We start from the raw sequence: 18460 nt of genomic DNA, 5'->3' as shown, positions 1-18460 counted from the left end.
TTCGGACCAGTGGTCGATCTCGCCTACACTCGGAGGCGTGCCACGTGGTGACGGTCGACTCAATCATGATCTGCTCCCCGGCGAGAAAGGCCCCCAGGACGCTTGCGGCGTCTTCGGAGTCTGGGCCCCCGGTGAAGAGGTCGCCAAGCTCACTTACTTCGGGCTCTACGCCCTCCAGCATCGGGGCCAGGAGTCCGCGGGTATCGCGGTCAGCAACGGCTCCCAGATCCTCGTCTTCAAGGACATGGGCCTCGTGTCCCAGGTCTTCGACGAAACCTCTCTCGGTTCGCTCCAGGGTCATATCGCGGTCGGTCACGCCCGCTACTCGACCACCGGAGCCTCCACCTGGGAGAACGCCCAGCCGACGTTCCGTGCCACCGGGCACGGCTCCATCGCGCTCGGCCACAACGGCAACCTGGTCAACACGGCGCAGCTCGCCGAGATGGTCGCCGACCTGCCCAAGCAGGACGGCCGCACCCCGCGCGTGGCGGCCACCAACGACACCGACCTGCTCACGGCCCTGCTCGCCGCCCAGGTGGACGACGACGGCAAGCCGCTGACCATAGAAGAGGCCTCCGCCAAGATCCTCCCGCAGGTCAAGGGCGCCTTCTCCCTCGTCTTCATGGACGAGCACACCCTGTACGCCGCCCGGGACCCACAGGGCATCCGCCCGCTGGTCCTCGGCCGCCTGGAGCGCGGCTGGGTCGTCGCCTCCGAGTCCGCCGCCCTCGACATCTGCGGTGCCGCCTACGTCCGCGAGATCGAGCCGGGCGAGTTCGTCGCCATCGACGAGAACGGTCTGCGCACCTCGCGCTTCGCGGAAGCGAAGCCCAAGGGCTGTGTCTTCGAGTACGTGTATCTGGCCCGCCCCGACACGGACATCGCCGGTCGGAATGTGTACCTCTCGCGCGTCGAGATGGGCCGCAAGCTGGCCAAGGAAGCCCCTGTGGACGCCGATCTGGTCATAGCGACCCCGGAGTCCGGGACGCCCGCCGCGATCGGTTACGCGGAGGCCAGCGGCATTCCCTTCGGCGCGGGTCTGGTCAAGAACGCGTACGTCGGCCGGACCTTCATCCAGCCCTCGCAGACGATCCGCCAGCTGGGCATCCGGCTGAAGCTGAATCCTCTGAAGGAAGTCATCAAGGGCAAGCGCCTGGTCGTCGTCGACGACTCGATCGTGCGCGGCAACACCCAGCGCGCGCTGGTGCGCATGCTGCGCGAAGCGGGTGCGGCCGAGGTCCACATCCGGATCTCCTCACCTCCGGTGAAGTGGCCCTGCTTCTTCGGCATCGACTTCGCGACCCGCGCCGAGCTGATCGCCAACGGCATGACCATCGAGGAGATCGGTACCTCGCTGGGCGCCGACTCCCTCTCGTACATCTCCATCGACGGCATGATCGAGGCGACCACGATCGCCAAGCCGAACCTGTGCCGGGCCTGCTTCGACGGTGAGTACCCGATGGACCTCCCCGACCCGGAGCTGCTGGGCAAGCAGCTGTTGGAGACCGAGCTGGCGGCAGGTCCCGCCGCCACGGCCGCGGCCGACGCCATCCGTCGCCCCTGAGCCCCGTTTCACCCTCACCAACCCGAAAGATCTCCAGACAATGTCTGCTGTTTCTGATCAGGAGACTCCGTCTCCGGGCACAGGTACCGGTGCCTCCTACGCGGCTGCCGGCGTCGACATCGAAGCGGGCGACCGCGCCGTAGAGCTCATGAAGGAGTGGGTGAAGAAGACGCAGCGCCCCGAGGTCCTCGGCGGCCTCGGCGGTTTCGCCGGCCTTTTCGACGCCTCCGCCCTCAAGCGTTACGAGCGTCCGCTGCTCGCCTCCGCCACGGACGGCGTGGGCACGAAGGTCGACCTCGCCCGGCAGCTCGGCGTGTACGACACCATCGGCCACGACCTCGTCGCGATGGTCATGGACGACATCGTGGTGTGCGGTGCCGAGCCGCTCTTCATGACCGACTACATCTGCGTCGGCAAGGTCCACCCCGAGCGTGTCGCGGCCATCGTGAAGGGCATCGCCGAGGGCTGTGTCCTCGCGGGTTGCGCCCTCGTGGGCGGCGAGACGGCCGAGCACCCGGGTCTGCTGGGCCCCGACGACTTCGATGTCGCGGGCGCGGGCACCGGTGTGGTCGAGGCCGACCGACTGCTCGGCCCGGATCGCATCCGTACGGGTGACGCGGTGATCGCCATGGCGGCCTCAGGTCTTCACTCGAACGGGTACTCCCTGGTTCGGCATGTCCTCTTCGACCGGGCGAACCTGAGCCTGGACCAGCGCATCGAGGAGTTCGGCCGCACGCTGGGAGAAGAACTCCTGGAGCCCACCAAGATCTACTCACTGGACTGCCTGGCGCTGACCAGGACCACCCAGGTGCACGCCTACAGCCACATCACGGGCGGCGGTCTCGCGGCCAACCTGGCCCGTGTCGTCCCGGACGGCCTGCACGCGATCGTCGACCGTGGGACCTGGACGCCGGCCCCGGTCTTCGACCTCGTCGGCAAGACCGGGGCCGTCGAGCGTCTGGAGCTGGAGAAGACGCTGAACATGGGCGTCGGCATGATCGCGGTCGTCCCCGAGGAGTCGGCGGACGTGGCCCTGGCCACCCTCGCCGACCGTGGTGTGGACGCCTGGATCGCCGGCGAGATCACCGAGCGTGGCGAGCACAGCACGGGCGCGGCCCTGGTCGGGGACTACGCCAAGTAGGCCCGCGGGGCCCGTGCGGCCCCGCGCCCGGTGTACGAGTGCAGGGCAGCACAAAACCCGGTCCGGCGCTGAGGCCCCGGACCGGGCGAAGTGCAGTTGCTACGAGAAATCCACCGACAGGGCTTCCGTGAACAGAAATCTGCTGCGAACAACAGAAATCTGCTCCGGAAGATCTGTCACGGGAGATCGCGAAAACTGCGAGGAGCGCCGTTGCGTCAAGCGCCGCGACGTTGCGACTGGGGACCGGACTGGTCGTCCTCGTCCTCATCGTCGTCGTTGTAGAGATCCGCGTACTGGGCGTACGGGTCGTCTTCTTCCTCGTCGTCGTCCTCGAACGGCTCGCCATTCGGCGGCTGGTTCGAAGTCGAAGCGCCCAGCTCATTGGCCAGACGCGAGAGGTCAGTCCCGCCGCTGCTGTACTTCAGCTGGCGGGCGACCTTCGTCTGCTTGGCCTTTGCCCGGCCGCGCCCCATGGCTCGACCCCCTCGGATACGGGGCTCGGTGGCCCCAGAGTCTTGACACGCGTTCATAATCTGGAACGGACTCTCCGTGGAGAGACCGGTCCGTAGGGCTTCCACGGTACCTGAGCCCGCGCCCATACGGTACGTCGCCCGCAGGACGCGCCCGTGCCCAGAACCTGCGAGGTGCCCTGTCCCCGCTGGTCAACCGCGATTTTAACCTCTTCTTGGCGCCCGACCCGCCGACAGGAGTGAGAGTTCTCTCCAAGTGTTCCCCCGGCGGGTCCCTGACAAGCGCCAAATAAGCCGGAATCAGCAGTTCCGGATTGCTCCGCAATCAGCGGCGGCGCGCCTCCGCCATCCGCTGCTCGGCGATCCGGTCGGCCGCGGCGGCCGGCGGAATCCCGTCCTGCTTCGCACGTGCGAATATGGCCAGCGTAGTGTCGAAGATCTTGGCCGCCTTCGCCTTGCACCGCGCGAAGTCGAAGCCGTGCAACTCGTCCGCCACCTGGATGACACCGCCCGCGTTCACCACGTAGTCGGGGGCGTACAGGATCCCGCGGTCCGCGAGGTCCTTCTCCACGCCCGGGTGCGCCAGCTGGTTGTTGGCGGCACCGCACACGATCTTCGCGGTGAGCACCGGCACGGAGTGGTCGCTCAGCGCTCCGCCGAGCGCGCAGGGGGCGTAGATGTCGAGCCCTTCGGTGCGGATGAGGGCCGCGGTGTCCGCGACGGCCCTGACACCGGTCGGGTGCTTGTCCAGAATCCGCTGTACGGAGTCGGCCCGCACGTCTGTGATCACGACCTCGGCGCCGTCCTCGCGCAGATGGTCCACGAGGTGGCGGCCCACCTTGCCGACGCCCGCGATGCCGACCGTACGGCCGCGCAGCGTCGGATCGCCCCACAGGTGCTGGGCCGAGGCCCGCATGCCCTGGAAGACACCGAAGGCGGTCAGCACGGAGGAGTCCCCGGCGCCGCCGTTCTCCGGCGAGCGGCCGGTCGTCCAGCGGCACTCGCGCGCCACGACGTCCATGTCGGCGACGTACGTACCGACGTCGCACGCGGTGACGTACCGGCCGCCGAGCGACGCCACGAACCGGCCGTACGCGAGGAGCAGTGCCTCGCTCTTGATCTGCTCGGGGTCGCCGATGATGACGGCCTTGCCGCCGCCGTGGTCGAGACCGGCCATGGCGTTCTTGTACGACATGCCGCGCGACAGGTTCAGCGCGTCGGCGACGGCCTCGTCCTCGTTCGCGTACGGGTAGAAGCGCGTGCCGCCGAGGGCGGGGCCCAGGGCGGTGGAGTGGATGGCGATGACGGCCTTGAGACCGCTGGCGCGGTCCTGACAGAGCACTACTTGCTCATGACCGCCCTGGTCCGAATGGAACAGGGTGTGCAGGACATCAGCAGGAGCGCCGGTTACGTCGGTCACGGTGGTGACTCCCAGGTAAGTAGCGGCGGTTGGAGACGGTGCCCGTGCGGATGGCGGGCCGCCGTGGGCACGAGGGTAGAGCCTGTGCCCGGCCACCATCCGCGCGGTGTTCAGGATCACCTTCTCTTGGAGTACACATCCACACGACCGTGGGACGATTTGCAGTGTTTTCCCGGTCGCTCGTGTGGCGGTTGAGCGGGGTTCCCGCCCGGGTTTCACGTCCGGCCCGTTGGGGAAGGAGCAGGGGTGCCCAAGGTGTCCTCGGTGATCGTCCCGTACACGTCCTATCTGCGCGTGTACGAGCCGCTGGCCGCCTTCCCGGAGCCGGAGCGCGGCCACTGGTCGCGCTACGCCCGGCGCCCCGAGCGCCCCTCGTACCAGGACGAGCTGCGCCGCTCCCTGGCCGACCTGCTGCCCACCCCGCCGATCCCCGTGCCGGTGCACGAGAGCGGCGACGCGTTCGTCCTGAGCGTCGACGGGGTGCTCTGCGTCTGCCCCTGGCGCACCCGGCTGCGTGGCTGGCAGGCCCTGGGCGAGCTGGCCGAGGAACTGCCGGCGTCGGTCCTGGACGCGGTCCTGCCTCCGCTCGTACGCCACCAGGCCGCCCAGGACTACGAGCGCTGGCTGGCCCGCAACCCGGACGCCCGGCCGTGGATCCTGACGTCGACCTGGCAGGTGCCGCTGAACTGGTTCGTGCTCGTCTCCGACGAGGAGCGGGAGTACGAGAAGGGGGAGGGCGGCGACGGAGCCGCGCCGGTGCTGCGCTACCGGACGCCGATGGTGCAGGCGCGGCGGCGGACGGCGCGGGCCCTGAAGACACTCAAGGACACCCTCGACGAGGGGCCGCTCATCGACGGCTTGGTGGACGTCGGGCGATGGCTGGAAGAATTCCATCCGCGCTCGCTGGTCGAGCTGGATTACGGCGGGCTCGTGCACGTCCTGCCGGCGGAGCAGCTCGAGGGTGACCACTCGGCGGCGGACGTCGCGGCGGGCATCGAGGGGCTGCGCAGCGGGGACGGGGCCGCGGCGGGCGAGGCGTACGGGCGGCTCGTGGAACGCTGGCGGTCGGTCAGGGACCGGCAGTCGGCGAACTGAGGCACGTCGGGCGCGTCGTGGGCGCGTTGCGTGGGTCACATGATGCGGGTGAGCCGTGTGATCTGCTTCTCACCAGTGGCCGTCGAACTGGCGTATGGTCCTCGCACGTTGAAGAACCCTCAGCGCGGGACGTACGTCCTGATCCGGGCTTTTGCATCAACAGGGTGTCAAGACGGTGCCAAGCGTGACGGACGGCACTTACCTGACCCTTGCGCCCCTTGCCCTTCCTCGTGCCAAAATAGGACAAGGAGCCTGGGGGAGGCCCCTTCTACCCACTTATGGGTGGAATCTCAGCATTGCACGCTATGGGGGGTCCGGTGACTCCTGATCGCCCTGTGACTGATCGTCACAGTGGCGTGACTGTCCGCTATGGCATGGTCCATCGGCTTCCGTCGCTGATGAACACCTGGGAGGGCAATTCCATCGGTTTGGCCGACGCGGCTGGACGGATGGTGTAGTTGTAGTGCCGAGGACAAGCCGTTCGTCCTATAACCGACTCGACCCGTGTCCGCCATTTCGGGCAACGCGGGTCAAGGTGCAGAATTTAGAGGAAAGAACCGAGAAGGTTCGGTTCTCCCGAGGAGGCCGCTCATGACCGCTCGCACCCCTGATGCCGAGCCGCTGCTGACCCCGGCTGAGGTCGCCACCATGTTCCGTGTCGACCCCAAGACGGTCACGCGGTGGGCGAAGGCCGGCAAGCTAACGTCCATCCGCACGCTCGGCGGGCATCGCCGCTACCGCGAGGCGGAGGTCCGTGCACTGCTCGCGGGTATCCCGCAGCAGCGCAGCGAGGCCTGAACAATCGCATAATCGGACATTCCGGCGGGACCCCCATCCTGTCCTGACGTCCGCACTACAGCTCCAAGCGACGCGGGTTCTGCCCCAACAGGGCCCACGCCCGACCCAATTGAACAAGCGACAAGGGTGCGTCGTAGATCGCGCTGGACTCCGCCGGGTCCAGCGCGATTTTTTTGTGCCCTGGCTGTGGGTCAGGGTGTGCGGCCGGGCCGCCGGGCTCGTGCGAGGCGCTCAGTTCCGTCCGCGAGGCGACCGGGCCTGACCGTGCGTGGTCGATCTGTGAGTGGCCTTGTCGGAGTCTGGGGAGGGGTGTCGGATCTCCTGTGGGAGCCCTCGGCGAGTGGTGCAATTGCACATATTAAATTGACCAGTTGTAGGTGGGGTGTAAGTTCTGCAGTTTCAAAAACATATGCAGTGAATCCCGTCACATGCCGTGGTCCTGTCGCCCATGACGCGTCTGCGCTAAAGGAGTTGGGACGGCGCCCCCTGTGGCCCCCCGTTGCGTGAGGGGCGCACTCGCGGCCATTGGTCACGCCGTGGAGGGACTTTCGTCCTCGGTCGCCGTCTCGACCGCCGCCTCGCCCTCCTCACGGCGCGGAGAGGGCTCCATGGCCAGTCTCAGGAGCTGGTGGCAGATCGGGCAGTGTCGCGTCAGATGGCGGTACCCGGAGGCGGCCGACAGATGGGCACGCAGCAGAGCGCGCGTCTCGTGTCGAGCGGATGCCGCCATGCGTCACCTCCAGTGGGTCGAGTGCCCTGGCTTCTGAGGTACCCGCGGAATGTGACGCCGTCAAGACACGGGAGACTCCGCCGATGAATCGGTGGGCGGCATACGGACAAGAGTCCGGGTCCGAAGACGCGGGCTCTCGCGGGGCACGGCAAAGGGCCCCGCAGCCATTGCCTGGGTGCGGGGCCCGTCTTCGAGGAGGTCCTGACGGGGGTCGCTGTGTCCGCTTGCGGCGGCGCCACGGGCGCGGGTGGGGACACGAAGAAGGCCCCGCACCGTTGCCGGTTGCGGGGCCTTCCTCATCTATGCGGTCCTGACGGGATTTGAACCCGCGGCCTCCACCTTGACAGGGTGGCGAGCACTCCAAACTGCTCCACAGGACCAAGCTTTACAGCGACTTGTTCTTGCGTTGTGCTGCGAAAAGAGACTGTACAGGAGGGTGAGCCCGGGGTCGAACTCACCCACCGTACAGGCGCCGTTACGGCGCCGCCGCGTCGATCGCCTTCACGATGCGCTTGTCGGAGACGGGGTACGCCGTGCCGAGCGCATGGGCGAAGTAGCTGACCCGGAGCTCCTCGATCATCCAGCGGATGTCCAGGACCTGCCGGGGCACGGGCCGGCCCTGCGGCAGCTGCTCGAGGAGCCACGCGTACTCGTCCTGCATCTCGTGGACCTTCTCCATGCGGGAGGTGTCCCGCTGGGCGCCGGTCGGCATCTGCTGCAGGCGCCGGTCGGCGGCGACCAGATAGCGCATCAGGTCCGGGAGGCGACGAAGGCCGGTCTCCGTCACGAAGCCGGGCTTCACAAGGGCGTCCAGCTGCGTCCGTACGTCCGTGAGGTTCGCCAGGAGCGTGGGGCTGCGGGTGGCCTTCAGACGGCGCTCACAGGACTGCCAGGCGGCGAGGACCTGCTGCACCTGGCCCACCGTACGGACCGTCGTGTCGACGATCTCGGCGCGCACCTTGTCGTACAGCTTCCGATGCGACTCCTCGTCCCACGCCGGCCCCCCGAAATCCCCGATCAGTTTGTCCGCGGCGGCCATCGCGCAGTCGTCGAAGAGGGCCTGGATCGAGCCGTGCGGATTGGCGGACAGGGCGAGCTTCTGAGCGTTCGTGAGCTTGTCCGAGGCGAACTTGGCCGGGTTCACCGGGATGTTGCGCAGGATCAGCCGCCGGCTGCCCCGCCACATGGCCTGCGCCTGCTCGGCCTCCGTGTCGAAGAGCCGTACGGAGACGGTGTCGCCGTCGTCGACCAGGGCCGGGTACGCCTTCACCGGCTGACCCGCCCGGCGTGTCTCGAACACACGAGTGAGCGAGCCGATCGTCCAGTCCGTGAGGCCCGTACGCTCCAGGGACTCGCCGCCCTCGCGCTCGGCGATGGCCGCCGCGGCCTGCGAGATCGCCTGGCGTGCCTTCGGCTTCAGCCGGAGCTTCAGTGCCTCCAGGTCCTTGTCCTCGGCGAGCTTGCGGCGCCGCTCGTCGACGATCCGGAAGGTGATCTTCAGATGGTCGGGGACCCGGGACCAGTCGAAGTCGTCGGCCGTCAGCGGCACCCCGACCATCCGCTTCAGCTCCCGCGCCATGGTCAGCGTCAGCGGCTCCTGGAGGGGCACGGCCCGCTCCAGGAACTTCTGCGCGACGTTCGGGGCGGGAACGTAATGGCGGCGGATGGGCTTCGGGAGCGAACGGATCAGCTCCGTCACCACCTCTTCCCGCGATCCCGGGATCTGCCAGTCGAAGCCCTCGTCGGTGACCTGGTTCAGGACCTGGAGCGGGATGTGGACGGTCACACCGTCGGCGTCCGCGCCCGGCTCGAACTGGTACGTCACCCGGAACTTGAGCCGTCCCTGGCGCCAGGAGTCGGGGTAGTCGTCCTTCGTGACCGCCCCGGCCTTCTCGTTGATGAGCATCGAGCGCTCGAAGTCGAGAAGCTCGGGCTCGTCGTGGCGCTTGTGCTTCCACCAGGAGTCGAAGTGCGCGCCGGACACGACGTGCTCGGGTACTCGCTGGTCGTAGAAGTCGAACAGCGTCTCGTCGTCGACCAGGATGTCCCGACGGCGGGCGCGGTGCTCCAACTCCTCGACCTCGGTGAGGAGCTTGCGGTTGTCGGCGAAGAACTTGTGGTGCGTACGCCAGTCGCCCTCGACCAGCGCGTTGCGGATGAAAAGTTCGCGGGACGTCTCCGGGTCGATGCGACCGTAGTTGACCTTCCGCTGCGCGACGATCGGTACGCCGTACAGCGTGACCTTCTCGTACGCCATCACCGCCGCCTGGTCCTTCTCCCAGTGCGGCTCGCTGTACGTGCGCTTGAGGAGGTGTCCGGCGAGGGGTTCGACCCACTCGGGCTCGATCTTCGCATTGACGCGGGCCCACAGACGGGACGTCTCGACCAGCTCGGCGGACATCACGAAACGCGGGGGCTTCTTGAAGAGGGCCGAGCCCGGGAAGATCGCGAACTTGGCGTTGCGGGCACCCAGGTACTCGTTCTTCGCGCCCTCCTTCACGTCCTTCATGCCGACGTGGGAGAGGAGGCCGGCCAGCAGCGAGACGTGGACGCTCTGGTCGGCCGCGTCGTCCTCGTTCAGATGGATGCCCATCTGCTTGGCGACCGTGCGGAGCTGGGTGTAGATGTCCTGCCATTCGCGGATGCGCAGGAAGTTCAGGTACTCCTGCTTGCACATGCGACGGAACGCGGACGAGCCCCGCTCCTTCTGCTGCTCGCGCACATACCGCCACAGATTCAGGAACGCGAGGAAATCGCTCGTCTCGTCCTTGAAGCGGGCGTGCTGCTGGTCGGCCTGCGTCTGCTTGTCGGCGGGGCGCTCGCGCGGGTCCTGGATCGAGAGCGCGGCGGCGATCACCATGACCTCGCGCGCACAGCCGTTCTTGTCGGCCTCCAGGACCATGCGGGCCAGCCGCGGGTCCACGGGGAGCTGAGCGAGCTTGCGGCCGGTCTGGGTGAGCCGCTTGCGTACGTCCTTCTCCGTCGGGTCCAGCGCGCCGAGCTCCTGGAGCAGCTGGACGCCGTCACGGATGTTGCGGTGGTCCGGCGGGTCGATGAACGGGAACTTCTCGATGTCCCCGAGGCCGGCCGCGGTCATCTGCAGGATGACGCTCGCCAGGTTCGTACGGAGGATCTCCGCGTCCGTGAACTCCGGGCGGGCGTTGAAGTCGTCCTCGCTGTAGAGGCGGATGCAGATGCCGTCGCTGGTCCGGCCGCAGCGGCCCTTGCGCTGGTTGGCGCTGGCCTGCGAGACCGGCTCGATGGGCAGGCGCTGGACCTTGGTGCGGTGGCTGTACCTGGAGATACGGGCGGCGCCCGGGTCGATGACGTACTTGATGCCCGGGACGGTGAGCGAGGTCTCGGCGACGTTGGTCGCCAGCACGATCCTGCGACCGGTGTGCGGCTGGAAGACGCGGTGCTGCTCGGCGTGCGAGAGGCGCGCGTAAAGAGGGAGGACCTCGGTGAACCGGTAGTTCTTCTTCGTCAGCGCGTCGGCGGTGTCGCGGATCTCCCGCTCACCGGAGAGGAAGACGAGGATGTCCCCCTTCCCTTCCCCCTGGAGCTCCTCGACGGCGTCGCAGATCGCGGTGATCTGGTCGCGGTCGGAGTCGTCGCCGTCCTCTTCGAGGAGGGGACGATAACGCACCTCGACGGGGTACGTACGCCCGCTGACCTCGACGATCGGCGCATCGCCGAAGTGCCGGGAGAAGCGCTCGGGATCGATGGTCGCGGAGGTGATGACGACCTTGAGGTCCGGCCGCTTGGGCAGCAGCTGCGCGAGATATCCCAGCAGGAAGTCGATGTTGAGGGACCGCTCGTGGGCCTCGTCGATGATGATCGTGTCGTACGCGCGCAGCTCGCGGTCCGTCTGGATCTCGGCCAGCAGGATGCCGTCCGTCATGAGCTTGACGAAGGTGCCGTCCGGGTTCACCTGGTCGGTGAAGCGGACTTTCCAGCCGACGGCTTCGCCCAGCGGCGTGTCGAGCTCCTCCGCGACCCGCTCGGCGACGGTGCGGGCGGCGATACGGCGGGGCTGGGTGTGCCCGACCATGCCGCGGACGCCGCGCCCGAGTTCGAGACAGATCTTCGGAATCTGGGTGGTCTTACCGGACCCGGTCTCACCGGCGACGATGACGACCTGATGATCGCGGATGGCCGCCGCGATGTCGTCCTTCTTCTGGCTGACCGGGAGCTGCTCGGGGTACGTGACGGCGGGCACGCGGGCGCGACGCTCGGCCATACGGGCCTCGGCCTTGGTGACCTCCGCCTCGATCTCGGCGAGCACGGCGGCCCGGGCCTCGGGCTTGCGGATCCGGCGCGCGCCCTCGAGCCTGCGCCCGAGCCGGTGCGCGTCGCGCAGGGACAGCTCAGCCAGGCGGGGGGCGAGATCGCCGAGGACGGGGGCAGGATGCGTAGACATACGCGGTCCAGGATCTCACCTCGCCGAAATTCCTGGCGAACCCTTTTGCGGGGGAGGCCTCCGGCGGGCGGGCAGGGTGGGGCGTTCGGTCAGATGCTGCGGGGCGCCGGGGTGGTGGCGGCCGGTGCCGTGACTGGTGTCGTGGCCGGTGTCGTGACTGGTGTCGTGACCGGTGCTGCGGCCGGCGTCTGGGGTTGTTGTGAGGGCGTTGTCGGCTCGCGGCGAGAGGAATCGCCTTGGGACATCGCCTTGGCGGTGTTGGAGACGGCCTTGATGCCGAGGTAGGCCGTGGTCATGCTGCTGACCGCGGTGAAGGCCGAGGTCAGAACCCCGACGATCACCGCTTTGTCGCCGTCCAGGCGCCACACGCCGACGATCGCGACGACAGCGATCGCGAGGTTGCTCAGGAGCACCGCCTGCAGCCCGTACCGAGCCCGGTACCGCTCCAGGTCGAGCTCCCGCATCGGCCTCGCCCCGTCCTTGCTCACTTTGCCCACCACCATTGGTTTTCGCCCCGCACCACCGCGTGGGCAAGCCAGAACGTAGTGCCTTGCACAGGGCATGCCAAGCGATTGCATGCTGCACCAGAAATACAACAAGGCCCCGATCCGAAGATCGGGGCCTTAGCTGTGGCTGGGGCCGGGGTCGAACCGGCGACCTACCGCTTTTCAGGCGGTCGCTCGTACCAACTGAGCTACCCAGCCGAGAGGTTTCATGTGAAACCTCAGCGGTCCTGACGGGATTTGAACCCGCGGCCTCCACCTTGACAGGGTGGCGAGCACTCCAAACTGCTCCACAGGACCAAGCTGTTGCGTGCGACGCGTAAATAGTGTCGCACACGGTATTGCGTGCCCCCAACGGGATTCGAACCCGTGCTACCGCCTTGAAAGGGCGGCGTCCTAGGCCGCTAGACGATGAGGGCAGACAGCCAGTACCGCTCTGCTTCGTCTTCGCGTTCCCGAGGGGACGTGAGAAGCATGTGACTCCGCTTTCCCCCGAGGGGTTCCGCTTCTCCTTCGCTTCGACGGAAGCTCGGGACGGTCAAGCCCTGACCGGCGCCCTTGGGCACGAACAGACTGTACTACGCGGCCTGGACGCGGACCAAACCAGATAGTGGATGGCGGCTCAGGGCCGGTTTTCCTCGGGCAGGTGGCGGCTGACCTCGGCCGTCGTCAGGCCCAGGCCGCCCAGTTTGATCTCGTCCCAGGCCTGGAGGCGGCGGCTGTCCCGGTCCAGGTAGAGGATCGAGGCCTGGATGGGGTCGGGGTACTTGCCCTCGATCGCGCGCAGTCCGCTGCCGCCGGTCGAGCCCTCGATACGCAGCCGCGTGCCGCGCTTCATGACCTCCATCTCCTCGTGGTGCAGATGGCCGGCCAGGACCAGTGGCACCTCGCCGTCCGTCTCCCGGGCCGCCGACGGCTCGTGGGCGATGGCGATGTCGACAGGGGTGCCGGCCGCCCGCTGGTCGCGCAGGGCCGAGGCGAGGCGCGCGCCGGCCAGTTCCTGGGTCGCGGCGGCGCCCGGTACGGCCGTGCGGTCAGGGGTGAACTGTGGATCGCCGATGCCCGCGAAGCGCAGGCCGGCGATCGAGAGGGCCCGGCCGTCGTCCAGGACGTGCACGTTCTTCATGCGTTCCAGGTAGCGCTGGGTGACGAGGGAGTCGTGGTTGCCCCTGACCCAGACGTAGGGCGCGCCCAGGTCCGCGATCGGGTCCAGGAAGCCGTTCTCGGCCGACGTGCCGTGGTCCATGGTGTCGCCGGAGTCGACGATCACATTGATCTCGTACTGCTTCACCAGCGAAGCGATGATCTTCCAGCTCGCCGGGTTGAGGTGGATGTCGGAGACGTGCAGGACCCGGATCGTGGTCGGGTCCGGCTCGTATGTCGGGAGCGTGGACGTGACGTCGTAGAGCTTCGTCACGTTCGTCACCAGGCGTGCCAACTCCTCCTGGTAGACATCGAATTCGCTGACGATGCTGCGGGCGTCGCCGACGAGGGAGGGGGCGGAGGAGAGGAGCCCCGAGAACTTCGGCTCCAGGACCGATTCGGGGTTCCAGGTGGCGGCGGCGGTCGCCCCGGAGGCGGTGAGGAGGGCGAGGGCCAGACCGCCGGCCGCCATGGCCCGGCGCGGGCGGCGGTAGACCGCGAGGCCGAGGGCCGTCGCTCCGGAGACGACCGCGACGCAGGAACGCACGGCCAGGTCGAGCGTGCCGTGCCCGACGTCGCGCGCGACCTCGTCCTCCAGGCCCGAGAGCCGCTCCGGGTGGTCGACCAGGGCCTGGGCGCGGTCCGGGTCGAGCTGGTCGACGTTCACGTCGAGGCGGACGGGGGCGACGTGGCTGTTCAGCTCCAGGGCGCCGAGCGGAGAGACGTTGATCTTCGTGCCGCCGGTGACCGAGGGGCGCAGGGTCATCGTGGTGTTCATGGGGCCGACCGGAACGCGCACGTTGCCCACGATCAGCAGGCCCAGCCAGGCGCCGAGGAGGACCACGGTCATCAGGCCGAGCGCCCGGGTGAACGGGTGAGGCTGTCGGCCGAGTTCGGTCACGGGCTGCGTACGGCGGCGGGCGCGGCGGGCTCGGGTCAGGGCGCGGGGGCTCGTCCGCACCCGGCGCAGGGCGGCGACCAGGGTGGTGACGAGAGCGGTGGCGAGAGCGGTTACGGCAGCGGGGACGCGGACCATTGGTCCCGTATGCCCAAGTGCTGGGGTGTGTATGCGGTGGCGTGAGTCTCGCGCGGGGGCCGTTGCCGACGCACGTACGAGGCCATCCCTGGTCAGGGGCGAGGTGGGAGGGTCTCGGGAACGCCAGGAGGTCAGCCCCAGCCCAGTTCGTGGAGCCGCGCGTCCTCGATGCCGAAGTGGTGGGCCACTTCATGGATGACGGTCACGGCCACTTCGTGCACCACGTCCTCCGGCGTCTCGCAGTAGCGCAGGGTGGGTCCCACGTAGATCGTGATGCGGTCGGGGAGGACTCCGGCGTACCACTCCCCACGCTCCGTGAGGGGGGTTCCTTCGTACAGGCCGAGCAGTTCGGGGTCGTCGGCGGGTGGTTCGTCCTCGACGAACACCGCAACGTTGTCCATGACCCGCGCCAGCTCCGGCGGGATCTGGTCCAGGGCCTCACTCACCAGTTCTTCGAACCTATCGCGCGTCATCTCCAGCACATGGCCATTGTCGGGGACGATCGCGTGGAGTGGGGCACGAGCGGACCCGGCGAAACCGCGTGCACCCTCGCCTGGACGTGCCTAACGAACACGGCGACGGCCCCAGCCATCCGCCACGGGGGGAGTGGACGACCGTGGCCGCCGGGGAAGCGGTCACCCCGCAATGGGGAGCCACTTGTCCGGGGAGCCCAGCCACGGCGTGTGCGCGCCGTTCGTTCGCGACGTGGCGAACGTGGAGCGGGCGTCCATGGTGGTCGTCATCCGGGTCATGATCCGGCTGGCCGTCCCGCCGGGAGCGCCGCCCCCTGGGACCCTGTTCCGTCACGGACAGCTCGGCCGACTGTGACGCAACGCACGAAGGGCCGGTTCCCGGGCGGGCCTGGCCCGCCCTCATGTGGCGTCCGTCTCAGTCCGCCTCGGCCAGCGTCAGGGGCGCACCGATGTTCGTCGGCTCCGGGTCACCCACCCACCAGAACCGGAACCGGTCCACGGAGGGCTTCACCCCTGACGTACGAGCCTTGAAGAGCCAGGCCCGGTTCAGCGCGAGTCCGAGGATCTCGCGCTTCTCGCTGAGCGGCCAGCCCTCCCACGCTTCCGCGAATAACTTCGAGTCCCGCAGGAACGTGATGTCGAGCCTGCGCGCATGAGATCGCTCATCACTTTGGGATCGATGACGAGCGGTTGCACGCGCTCGGGTACGGGTGAGTCGGCCGGCGTGGGTGTCGGGTTCGGGGGTTCGGGGCTTCGGCGGTTCCCGGGGCTCGGCGCGCGTGTCTTCTTGTGGGCGGCGGGAGTTGGGCAGGGGGACCCCCTGACCTCGCCCTCGGAGGTGGCTGCCAGTGCGCGCCTTGTATGTACCCGTCCGTCTGGCCGCCACGGTCATGGCTGTCGCGGCCGCCGCCGGCTGTATGAGCGTGGGCGACGACGGGGGCAGCCCCGGGCCCTCGCACTCGGCGGGTCGGCGGGGCGGCGAGGCGCCGGACGGGGGGTCCGCGGTGAGCGGCGGTGCCGGGATCCGCGGAGGAACGGGGGCGAAGGGGGACACCTCGCTCAAGCCCGGTGAATCGGCGTCCGGGTCGGCTTCTCCGTCCGCGTCGGCGTCCAAGGGTGCGAAGCCGTCCGCCAAGGCGACGGGGAAGGGGGGCGGGCAGGGGCAGCCGGAGCAGTCCGCGCCGTCGACGGGGGAGCCGAGTGCCCCCGATGCGACGGCTGATCCCACGCCACCTCCGTCGCCCCCTCCGCCTCCTCCGCCCGTGTCGCCGTCGTCCGAGCCGAGTACGGCGGAGCCGTCGTCGTCGGCGCACGAGCAGACCACGCAGCTGGTGGAGCGGGAGCCGGCGCCTCGGGCCGGGGAGCCGGTGTAGTCCGCGTCGCATCGGGTGTGACCGCATCGGGTGCTCGCCCCCACGGTGCGGGGTGCGTTCGCCCCGCCGCGCCGGGTGCGCCCGCCATCGCCGCGCCGGGTGTGTCCGCCGTCACGGCCCCTGGACGGGTGCCTTCAGGCCGTCCACCGCTAACCTTGGACGTGCCCCGGCCGCCGCTCCTGAACAGGCCTCCGCCGTCGTCGCCGGGGCGCGACTCGTCCTCAAACGCCGGGTCGGCTGACCATTCAAACCTCCCTGACCTGCGCCTTTGAGGCTCGGTTTGCCTTCGGGGGTGGGGGGTGCGTATGGTGGTAGATCGTTTGATCCCATTTGCCCGGCGCCATTGCAGAGAGCGCCGCGTGTGGCGCGTACTCTCCCTTGCCGTGGCCGGACCGCATAGAGGCGGTCGATTGCGACTTCACGGAGTTTGGGCGCGTGCCGAAAGAACTCCGGAAGGTTCGCATTTCGCATGTCTGTTTCCAGTACTGATCACGTCGTCGTGCCCGAGAACAACGAGGGCGACAACAACGAGGGCATCCAGGCCGTCGAGACCGTCGAGACGGCCCAGGCCGTCGAGTCCGCTCCCGAGGCTCCCGAAACCCCCGAGATCACCTTCGCCTCCCTCGGTCTCCCCGAGGGAGTCGTCCGCAAGCTCGCGCAGAACGGCGTGACCACCCCGTTCCCGATCCAGGCCGCGACCATTCCGGACGCCCTGGCCGGCAAGGACATCCTCGGCCGTGGCCGCACCGGCTCCGGCAAGACCCTCTCCTTCGGTCTGCCGACCCTGGCGCAGCTCGCCGGCGGCCACACCGAGAAGAAGAAGCCCCGCGCGGTCATCCTCACGCCGACCCGTGAGCTCGCGATGCAGGTCGCGGACGCGCTCCAGCCCTACGGCGACGTCCTCGGCCTGAAGATGAAGGTCGTCTGCGGCGGTACGTCCATGGGCAACCAGATCTACGCCCTGGAGCGCGGCGTCGACGTCCTCGTCGCCACCCCGGGCCGCCTGCGCGACATCATCAACCGTGGTGCCTGCTCGCTCGAGAACACTCAGATCGCGGTTCTCGACGAGGCCGACCAGATGTCCGACCTGGGCTTCCTGCCCGAGGTCACGGAGCTGCTCGACCAGGTCCCGGCCGGCGGCCAGCGCATGCTGTTCTCGGCCACCATGGAGAACGAGATCTCCACGCTGGTCAAGCGCTACCTGACCAACCCGGTCACGCACGAGGTCGACAGCGCCCAGGGCAACGTCACGACCATGTCGCACCACATCCTCATCGTGAAGCCCAAGGACAAGGCGCCGGTCACGGCGGCCATCGCCTCCCGCAAGGGCCGCACGATCATCTTCGTCCGCACCCAGCTCGGCGCCGACCGTATCGCCGAGCAGCTGCGCGACGCCGGTGTGAAGGCGGACGCGCTGCACGGCGGTATGACGCAGGGCGCGCGGACCCGGACGCTGGCGGACTTCAAGGACGGCTACGTCAACGCGCTCGTCGCGACCGACGTCGCCGCCCGCGGTATCCACGTCGACGGCATCGACCTGGTGCTGAACGTCGACCCCGCCGGTGACCACAAGGACTACCTGCACCGCTCCGGCCGTACCGCTCGCGCGGGCCGCTCCGGCACCGTCGTGTCACTGTCCCTGCCGCACCAGCGCCGTCAGATCTTCCGGCTGATGGAGGACGCGGGCGTCGACGCCGCGCGTCACATCATCAACTCCGGTACGGCCTTCGAGCCCGAGGTCGCCGACATCACCGGCGCCCGCTCGATGACCGAGGTCCAGGCCCAGTCGGCGGGCGACGCCGCACAGCAGGCCGAGCGCGAGGTGTCGCAGCTCACGAAGGAGCTGGAGCGCGCGCAGCGCCGTGCGGTCGAGCTGCGCGGTGAGGCCGACCGGCTGGTCGCCCGTGCCGCGCGTGAGCGGGGCGAGGACCCGGAGGCGGCCGTTGCCGCCGCCGCGGAGGCCATCGCCGAGCAGGCCGTGGCCGCGGCTCCGGCCGAGACGCCCGCCGTGTCCGAGCAGCCTGCCGAGCGTTCGTCCTACGAGCAGCCGCGTCAGCGCCGCGACGAGCGGGGCAACTACGAGCGTCGTGACGACCGGGGCGGCTTCAACCGTGACCGTCGTGACGACCGTGGCGGCGACCGTGGTGGCCGTTCCTTCGAGCGTGGCGGCGACCGCGGTGGGTTCAACCGTGACCGTCGTGACGACCGTGGCGGCGACCGTGGCGGTCGTACCTTCGAGCGTCGTGACGACCGTGGTGGCGACCGCGGTGGGTTCAACCGTGACCGTCGTGACG

General features: G+C 68.8%; 13 protein-coding genes and 4 tRNA genes. 6 read left to right on the top strand and 11 right to left on the bottom strand.

What is annotated here, in order from left to right; genetic code table 11:
* The first annotated feature begins 37 nt into the window (after window positions 1-37).
* Window positions 38-1564, top strand: coding sequence for an amidophosphoribosyltransferase (purF, locus tag AB0D57_RS15155; protein WP_362071792.1), 1527 nt, complete (start codon window positions 38-40; stop codon window positions 1562-1564).
* A 40-nt stretch (window positions 1565-1604) separates the two neighbouring features.
* Window positions 1605-2705 (top strand): phosphoribosylformylglycinamidine cyclo-ligase, encoded by a 1101-nt coding sequence (purM, locus tag AB0D57_RS15150; RefSeq protein ID WP_362071790.1) that lies wholly within the window; start codon window positions 1605-1607, stop codon window positions 2703-2705.
* 215 nt (window positions 2706-2920) lie between these two features.
* Here purM and AB0D57_RS15145 read toward each other — a convergent pair whose 3' ends face one another.
* Together AB0D57_RS15145 and AB0D57_RS15140 are read right to left on the bottom strand one after the other, a co-directional pair.
* Window positions 2921-3178 carry a DUF3073 domain-containing protein gene (locus AB0D57_RS15145; RefSeq protein ID WP_362071788.1) on the bottom strand — a complete coding sequence of 86 codons (258 nt, stop codon included), beginning with the start codon at window positions 3176-3178 and terminating at the stop codon, window positions 2921-2923.
* Window positions 3179-3500: 322 nt separating this feature from the next.
* Window positions 3501-4595 (bottom strand): Glu/Leu/Phe/Val dehydrogenase dimerization domain-containing protein, encoded by a 1095-nt coding sequence (locus AB0D57_RS15140; protein ID WP_362071786.1) that lies wholly within the window; start codon window positions 4593-4595, stop codon window positions 3501-3503.
* A gap of 246 nt (window positions 4596-4841) precedes the next feature.
* Here AB0D57_RS15140 and AB0D57_RS15135 point away from each other — a divergent pair, with 246 nt between their 5' ends.
* Together AB0D57_RS15135 and bldC are read left to right on the top strand one after the other, a co-directional pair.
* Window positions 4842-5690, top strand: a complete 849-nt coding sequence (locus tag AB0D57_RS15135; RefSeq protein WP_362071784.1) for a hypothetical protein — start codon at window positions 4842-4844, stop codon at window positions 5688-5690.
* A gap of 591 nt (window positions 5691-6281) precedes the next feature.
* Window positions 6282-6488, top strand: a complete 207-nt coding sequence (gene bldC / locus AB0D57_RS15130; RefSeq protein ID WP_003949541.1) for a developmental transcriptional regulator BldC — start codon at window positions 6282-6284, stop codon at window positions 6486-6488.
* A gap of 529 nt (window positions 6489-7017) precedes the next feature.
* On the opposite strand, the gene AB0D57_RS15125 is transcribed toward bldC, so the two are convergent.
* From AB0D57_RS15125 to AB0D57_RS15085, 9 genes are all read right to left on the bottom strand, one after another.
* A complete protein-coding gene (locus AB0D57_RS15125; protein WP_362071782.1) occupies window positions 7018-7218 on the bottom strand; it encodes a DUF6274 family protein in 201 nt (66 codons plus the stop codon).
* 305 nt (window positions 7219-7523) lie between these two features.
* Window positions 7524-7598, bottom strand: a tRNA-Asp gene (locus AB0D57_RS15120).
* Window positions 7599-7693: 95 nt separating this feature from the next.
* Window positions 7694-11638, bottom strand: coding sequence for an ATP-dependent RNA helicase HrpA (gene hrpA, locus AB0D57_RS15115; protein ID WP_362071780.1), 3945 nt, complete (start codon window positions 11636-11638; stop codon window positions 7694-7696).
* An 89-nt stretch (window positions 11639-11727) separates the two neighbouring features.
* On the bottom strand, window positions 11728-12126 hold the full coding sequence (locus AB0D57_RS15110) for a hypothetical protein (RefSeq protein ID WP_362071778.1): 399 nt from the start codon (window positions 12124-12126) through the stop codon (window positions 11728-11730).
* Between the two features lie 142 nt (window positions 12127-12268).
* A tRNA-Phe gene (locus AB0D57_RS15105) sits at window positions 12269-12342 on the bottom strand.
* Window positions 12343-12366: 24 nt separating this feature from the next.
* A tRNA-Asp gene (locus AB0D57_RS15100) sits at window positions 12367-12441 on the bottom strand.
* A 46-nt stretch (window positions 12442-12487) separates the two neighbouring features.
* Window positions 12488-12560, bottom strand: a tRNA-Glu gene (locus tag AB0D57_RS15095).
* A gap of 203 nt (window positions 12561-12763) precedes the next feature.
* Window positions 12764-14320, bottom strand: a complete 1557-nt coding sequence (locus AB0D57_RS15090; RefSeq protein WP_362071776.1) for a metallophosphoesterase — start codon at window positions 14318-14320, stop codon at window positions 12764-12766.
* A 131-nt stretch (window positions 14321-14451) separates the two neighbouring features.
* Entirely contained in the window at window positions 14452-14802 is a 351-nt protein-coding gene (locus AB0D57_RS15085; RefSeq protein WP_362071774.1) for a metallopeptidase family protein, read from the bottom strand.
* A gap of 648 nt (window positions 14803-15450) precedes the next feature.
* Here AB0D57_RS15085 and AB0D57_RS15080 point away from each other — a divergent pair.
* Together AB0D57_RS15080 and AB0D57_RS15075 are read left to right on the top strand one after the other, a co-directional pair.
* Window positions 15451-15507 carry a hypothetical protein gene (locus AB0D57_RS15080; RefSeq protein ID WP_362071819.1) on the top strand — a complete coding sequence of 19 codons (57 nt, stop codon included), beginning with the start codon at window positions 15451-15453 and terminating at the stop codon, window positions 15505-15507.
* Between the two features lie 1128 nt (window positions 15508-16635).
* Window positions 16636-18460: DEAD/DEAH box helicase (locus tag AB0D57_RS15075; RefSeq protein WP_362071772.1), on the top strand; the 1825-nt coding region annotated here is incomplete at its 3' end.

The organism is Streptomyces sp. NPDC048275 (genome assembly GCF_040652275.1).
Classification (GTDB): domain Bacteria; phylum Actinomycetota; class Actinomycetes; order Streptomycetales; family Streptomycetaceae; genus Streptomyces.
Note: the sequence above shows the minus strand (reverse complement) of the source record. Positions and strands in the feature narration are given on the sequence as shown.

Bases quoted from the DNA above. Each gene is read 5' to 3' on its own strand.
- purM (WP_362071790.1), top strand. From the start codon at position 1,605: ATGTCTGCTGTTTCTGATCAGGAGACTCCGTCTCCGGGCACAGGTACC.
- AB0D57_RS15145 (WP_362071788.1), bottom strand. From the start codon at position 3,178: ATGGGGCGCGGCCGGGCAAAGGCCAAGCAGACGAAGGTCGCCCGCCAG.
- bldC (WP_003949541.1), top strand. From the start codon at position 6,282: ATGACCGCTCGCACCCCTGATGCCGAGCCGCTGCTGACCCCGGCTGAG.
- AB0D57_RS15125 (WP_362071782.1), bottom strand. From the start codon at position 7,218: ATGGCGGCATCCGCTCGACACGAGACGCGCGCTCTGCTGCGTGCCCAT.
- hrpA (WP_362071780.1), bottom strand. From the start codon at position 11,638: ATGTCTACGCATCCTGCCCCCGTCCTCGGCGATCTCGCCCCCCGCCTG.
- AB0D57_RS15090 (WP_362071776.1), bottom strand. From the start codon at position 14,320: ATGGTCCGCGTCCCCGCTGCCGTAACCGCTCTCGCCACCGCTCTCGTC.